At 48.8% G+C, this 5,520-nt stretch carries 4 protein-coding genes; 3 read left to right on the top strand and 1 reads right to left on the bottom strand.

All coding sequences use genetic code 11. The features are described 5' to 3' along the window. Window positions 1-1,601, bottom strand: a 1,601-nt coding sequence (locus WBV27_RS03745; RefSeq protein ID WP_424199539.1) for a glycoside hydrolase family 13 protein, incomplete at its 3' end; no start/stop codon positions are given. Between the two features lie 297 nt (window positions 1,602-1,898). On the opposite strand from WBV27_RS03745, the gene WBV27_RS03740 reads away from it, so the two are divergent. From WBV27_RS03740 to WBV27_RS03730, 3 genes are all read left to right on the top strand, one after another. Continuing rightward, window positions 1,899-3,173 carry an extracellular solute-binding protein gene (locus WBV27_RS03740; RefSeq protein ID WP_424199537.1) on the top strand — a complete coding sequence of 425 codons (1,275 nt, stop codon included), beginning with the start codon at window positions 1,899-1,901 and terminating at the stop codon, window positions 3,171-3,173. A gap of 80 nt (window positions 3,174-3,253) precedes the next feature. Next, the gene (locus WBV27_RS03735; protein ID WP_424199535.1) at window positions 3,254-4,603 is read left to right on the top strand and encodes a carbohydrate ABC transporter permease; all 1,350 of its coding nucleotides are present in this window, start codon (window positions 3,254-3,256) and stop codon (window positions 4,601-4,603) included. Window positions 4,604-4,607: 4 nt separating this feature from the next. Next, the gene (locus tag WBV27_RS03730; RefSeq protein WP_321292692.1) at window positions 4,608-5,480 is read left to right on the top strand and encodes a sugar ABC transporter permease; all 873 of its coding nucleotides are present in this window, start codon (window positions 4,608-4,610) and stop codon (window positions 5,478-5,480) included. The last annotated feature ends 40 nt before the right edge of the window (window positions 5,481-5,520 follow it).

Here is a 5,520-nt window from a genome sequence, read left to right as displayed (position 1 = left end):
AAAATGATCACGCCGGATTCTTCGGATACTTGGCGCCAATAAACGGTGCCTTCCGAAAGGATTTTTTGCTGCTCTTTGCGGATGCCGTTCAGTTCTTTCACGAATCGGTGCAGATCACGGTCCTGCTTTTCTTCTTCCCAGACCATGCACTTGCGGCAATCCGGGTCCATGCCGCCGGTCAAGCCGATTTCATCCCCGTAGTACAGGCAAGGGACGCCAGGCTGAATATAGGTGAAGGCCATCGCCTGTTTCATGATGTCTTTGTCCTCGTTGGCTTCGGTCAACAGGCGCGGCGTATCATGGGAATCCAAAATGTTGAACTGCATTTGGTTCGTTTGATCGCGATAGAGCATCAGTTGGTTGTTCATTTCCGACACCATTTTACTCAATGATAATTCATTCTTCACGAAATAGCCCATGATCGCATCAGTGAAGGCGTAGTTCATGACCGCATGGAACTCATCGCCCTGCAGCCAGTTCTGGGAAGAATGCCAAATTTCACCGAGAATGTAGAAATCTTTTTTGGCCTCATCGGAGACGATCCGGAATTTTTTCCAAAAAGCGTGGTCGACTTCGTTCGCGACATCCAAACGCCAAGCGTCGATATCGAAGGCTTCGATCCAATAACGGGCGATGTTCAGCAGATAATCCTGCACTTCTGGATTGGCCGTATTCAGCTTCGGCATATGCGGGTTGGCGGCAAAGACATCATAGGTGATATCGTAAGCATCCTCAAAATTTTCGCCGCGCTTGTATGAAGCGGGGAACTCATTGATGTGGAACCAGTCGACATATTTCGAATCTTCGCCATTTTCAAGCACGTCTTGCCATTGCGGGGAAGAATCGCCGATATGGTTGAAGACGGCATCCAGCATGACTTTCATGCCGCGCCTGTGGCATTCATCCACGAGTTTTTTGAACGTTTCGGCATCGCCGAAGGCCGGGTCGATTTTCAGGTAATCGATCGTGTCATATTTATGATTGGAAGAAGCTTCAAAAATCGGACAGAAATAAATCCCGTTGATTCCTAGGTCCTCCAAATAATCAAGCTTGTCGATGACCCCCTGCAGGTCGCCGCCGAAGAAGTTCTGTCTGTTCGGCTCTTCCGATCCCCAAGGCAGCGTCCCTTCCGGATCGTTGGCTGTATCCCCGTTGGCGAAACGGTCAGGGAAGATCTGATACCAAACGGTTTTTTTGACCCATTCAGGTGTTTTGTAGCGGTCGACTTCATGGAAGAAGGGCATCCGGAAATAATTATTCGGCATCCGCAAATATTCTTCTTCTAATGGATAGACGCCGTGATCGCCATAGAAGACGGAGATTCCGTCATGGCCCGTTAAGGAGAACGCATAGGCTAAGCGTTTTAAAGGTGCGTTCACTTGCACAAACCAGTAATCATATAGATCCGTAGAAAGTGTTTTGATCATCTGAAGCGGTTTGCGGAACCACTCCTCTTTGTCCAAAAAATAAGGGTCCCCGTAAAGCAGCCCCATCTCTCTAACGTCTCCGCGGGCGGTACGCAAACGGACGTGCATCGTTTCTGGGTCATATAGATAGGCAAACTCACTTTCGGGACGATGGTAAAGCGCTGAAGTGTTCATAGTGGTATCGGCTCCTTTTCACTCTTTGTTTTCCCACATTGTGGCACATTGCATAATCGGTTACAAGAACTTTTAGCAATCGGTTGCATTTAATTTTTGGGACGGAAATTTATTTTCGAAGTATTTCGACTTGTTAAAAACCTTTGATATGCCTATATAATAAAGCTTTTCGCAATCGATCTGACTCATCAAAAAACTAAACCGTTTTCTTTTTATGAGAAATAACGCTTGACTATTTAGGCAATCGGTTGCATAATCAGATTTGTAATCGAAACTCATTTCAAGGGGGACAAGCAAGTGAAGACGAATTGGAAAAGATATTTTGGAAGCGGTTTAATTCTAGGGGCGTCCGCAATGGTCTTAGCGGCATGCGGCGGCACAACGGATACAAGCGACACAGGCTCGGCTGAGAACACATCCGGGGAAGTCGCTGTAGAAGGCGATGTTAAATTGTGGGTGGATACGGATCACGTGGAAGTCTTCAAAGGAATCGTAGCGGACTTCGAAAAAGAATTCCCTGAAGTTACGGTTGAAGTGGCAGCAGGAAGCTCAGCGGATGCAAAAAAAGATGTCTCGAAAGATCCGAAAGCGGCTGCCGATGTTTTCATGATGCCGCATGACCAGGTCGGTCAAATGGCTGAAGCGGGTCTGTTGTACCCGAACACAAAATACGCAGATGAAGTAAAAGCAAACAACGTGGAATCGGCTGTGGAAGGCGTAACGTGGAACGATGAGCTTTATGGCTACCCATACGGCGTTGAATCGCAAGTTCTCTACTATAACAAAGCGAAACTTACTGAAGACGATGTGAAGAGCTGGACGACACTGTCTGAAAAAGGCAAAATCGGCACAAACTTTGCTGAAGCCGGAGCCAACTATATCTTCGGGCCTCTGTTCATGAGTAACGGTCTTTACTTGTACGGTGAAACCGGTGAAGATCCAAGCGGAACCAATTTCAATGACGAAAAAGGTGCTGAAGTGCTTGCGTGGATTGCAGCTCAAAAGAACAATCCAGGCGTGATCCAATCCGGTGCTGAAGCATTGGCAAACTTGGAAGCAGGCGTTTCGGACGCATTCCTTTCCGGTCCTTGGTCGAAAAATGACGTCATCAAAGCCTTGGGCGAGAACATGGGCGTGGCTGCTTACCCGACAGTCGATTTCGGCAGCGGTGAAGTTCAGATGAAAGCTTTCTTGGGTGTTAAGTTGTTTGCCGTAAACCAACAGACAGATGCTCCTTTAGCATCCATGGCTTTGGCGAACTACCTGTCCAACGAAACTTCCCAAATGACTGAATTCCAGGAAATGGGCGTCATCCCATCGAACAAGGTCGTTCAGGCAAATGCGGAAGTGCAAGAAGATGTTGTAGCGAAAGCGGTCATGGAAATGTCCCAATCCACTCATTCAGTCGTAATGCCTAAAGTTCCGGAAATCGTTTCATTCTGGCCAGCAATGGATGCCATCATCAATGATGCATACAAAGGCAACATCACAGAATCCGAGTACATGGAAAAACTGGACAAATTGGTCGAAGACACATCCAAAGTGACAGAACCTAAGGAAGAAAAAGAATAAAAGAAATTAAAAAAGGGAGGGCGAAAGATCACGCATCTTTCGTCCCTCTTATTTAAATCATGAAAGTGAGTGGGGAAGCCATGTTCAAGAAAAAAAGTTACGGCCAGCAGATGACCTTTCGGGAATTGTTCAAAGAAGGGGACATCGCAACAAAACTTTCCTTTGTTGTCATGGGAGCTGCCAATCTTGCCAATAAACAATACTTAAAGGGTTTGATTTTCCTGTTTTCGCAGATCGCCTTCTTCTATTGGCTGATCCGCAACGGACTGCGGGCGCTGGCCATGTTGGCGACGTTGGGAACCCAAGAACAAGGGCTCGTTTTTGACGAACGCTTGGGGATTGAAGTGCTGCAAGAGGGCGACAACTCGATGTTACTGCTATTATTCGGCATTGCTGCCATTGTGATTTGTGTGCTCCTTGTTGGTTTGTACATCATCAATCTGAAAAGCGTGCGAAATATCCATGAGCTGAAGCAAGCGGGCAAAAAGATCCCGAGCACGATGGATGATCTGGGAAGCTTGCTGAACGAACGGTTCTATGCCACCCTGATGACGATTCCGTTGCTGGGCGTGCTGCTGTTCACAGTCCTGCCGCTGCTCTACATGATCTCGATCGCCTTCACGAACTATGATCATACGCACTTGCCGCCGAAAAACCTCTTTACTTGGGTCGGCTTGGTGAACTTCGGCAACGTCATCTCGGGGAATATGGCAGACACCTTCTTCCCGGTCTTGGGCTGGACGCTGATCTGGGCTACGCTTGCGACTGTCACTTGCTTTTTCTTCGGCATCCTGCTGGCGCTTTTGATCAATACCAAAGGCCTGAAATTCAAAGGCGTTTGGCGCACGATTTTCGTCATCACGATGGCAGTGCCGCAGTTCATCTCGCTGTTGGTGATGCGCAACCTGTTGAATGGCGCGGGTCCCATCAACGCAACGCTGCTGAGCCTGGGCCTGATCGATGCTGCCATTCCGTTTTTGACGGATCCGATTTGGGCTAAAATTACGGTCATCGTCGTCAATATGTGGATCGGTATTCCGGCAACGATGCTGGTTTCGACGGGGATCATCCAAAACCTGCCGACTGATCAGATTGAGGCGGCGCGGATCGACGGCGCCAACAAGCTGCAGATTTTCAGGAACATCACTTTCCCGCAAATTTTGTTCGTCATGATGCCAGCGTTGATCCAACAGTTCATCGGCAACATCAACAACTTCAACGTCATTTTCCTTTTGACCGGCGGCGGCCCATCAAATTCCGATTTCTACGGAGCGGGTTCGACGGATTTGCTGGTTACGTGGCTGTACAACTTGACAGTCAACACGATGGACTACAACTTGGCGTCCGTCATCGGCATCCTGATCTTCATCCTGTCCGCAGCTTTCAGTCTGCTGGCTTACACAAGAACGAATTCATTCAAGGAGGGCTAAAAACATGGCAAAAGCAAAGAAAACAACAGGATACAAAGCGCAGCGGCGGTATTCGCTGGCTGCAGTCTACGCCATCCTGGCTGTCCTGTCGGTCATTTGGCTGTTCCCTATCGTATGGATCGTTTTGACCAGCTTCCGGGCAGAGGGCGGGGCGTTCGTTCCTTACATCATTCCAAAATCATTCACTTTGGAAAACTACAGGATCCTGCTGCAGAACACGACCGGCAATTATCCGTTTGTGCGCTGGTTCCTGAACACGCTGTTTGTTTCCGTGATCAGCTGCATCCTGTCGACTTTCATCACGATCGCAATGGCGTACGCACTGTCGCGCCTGCGCTTCAAGATGCGGAAACCGTTCCTGAAAGTTGCGCTGGTCCTGAACATGTTCCCCGGATTCATGAGCATGATCGCCGTGTACTACATCCTGAAAGCTCTGAACCTGACGGAAAGCCTGCTTGCTTTGATTCTGGTCTATTCCGCGGGCTCCGCGTTGGGCTTCTACATCGCCAAAGGATTCTTTGATACGATCCCGATGGCGCTGGATGAATCGGCAATGATCGACGGCGCCAACAAGTGGGAGATTTTCACGAAAATCACGCTGCCGTTGTCCAAACCGATCATCGTGTACACGTCCTTGCTGGCTTTCATGGGACCGTGGATGGACTTCATCTTCGCAAAAATCATCATGGGCGACAACATCCCGAACTACACGATAGCGATCGGGCTGTTCACGATGATGACCCGCACAACCGCTAACTCGCTGTTCATGGCGTTCACCGCAGGTTGCGTACTGATCGCCATCCCGATCACGATCCTGTTCATCTTCATGCAACGCTTCTATGTGGAAGGCGTGACTTCCGGGTCTGTCAAAGGATAAACTTGTTCAAAAAAAGCGCAGATCAACAGGTTGGCTTGCC

Origin of the sequence: Trichococcus sp., assembly GCF_049589555.1 — a bacterium.
Taxonomy (GTDB): Bacteria; Bacillota; Bacilli; order Lactobacillales; family Aerococcaceae; genus Trichococcus.
Note: the sequence above shows the minus strand (reverse complement) of the source record. Positions and strands in the feature narration are given on the sequence as shown.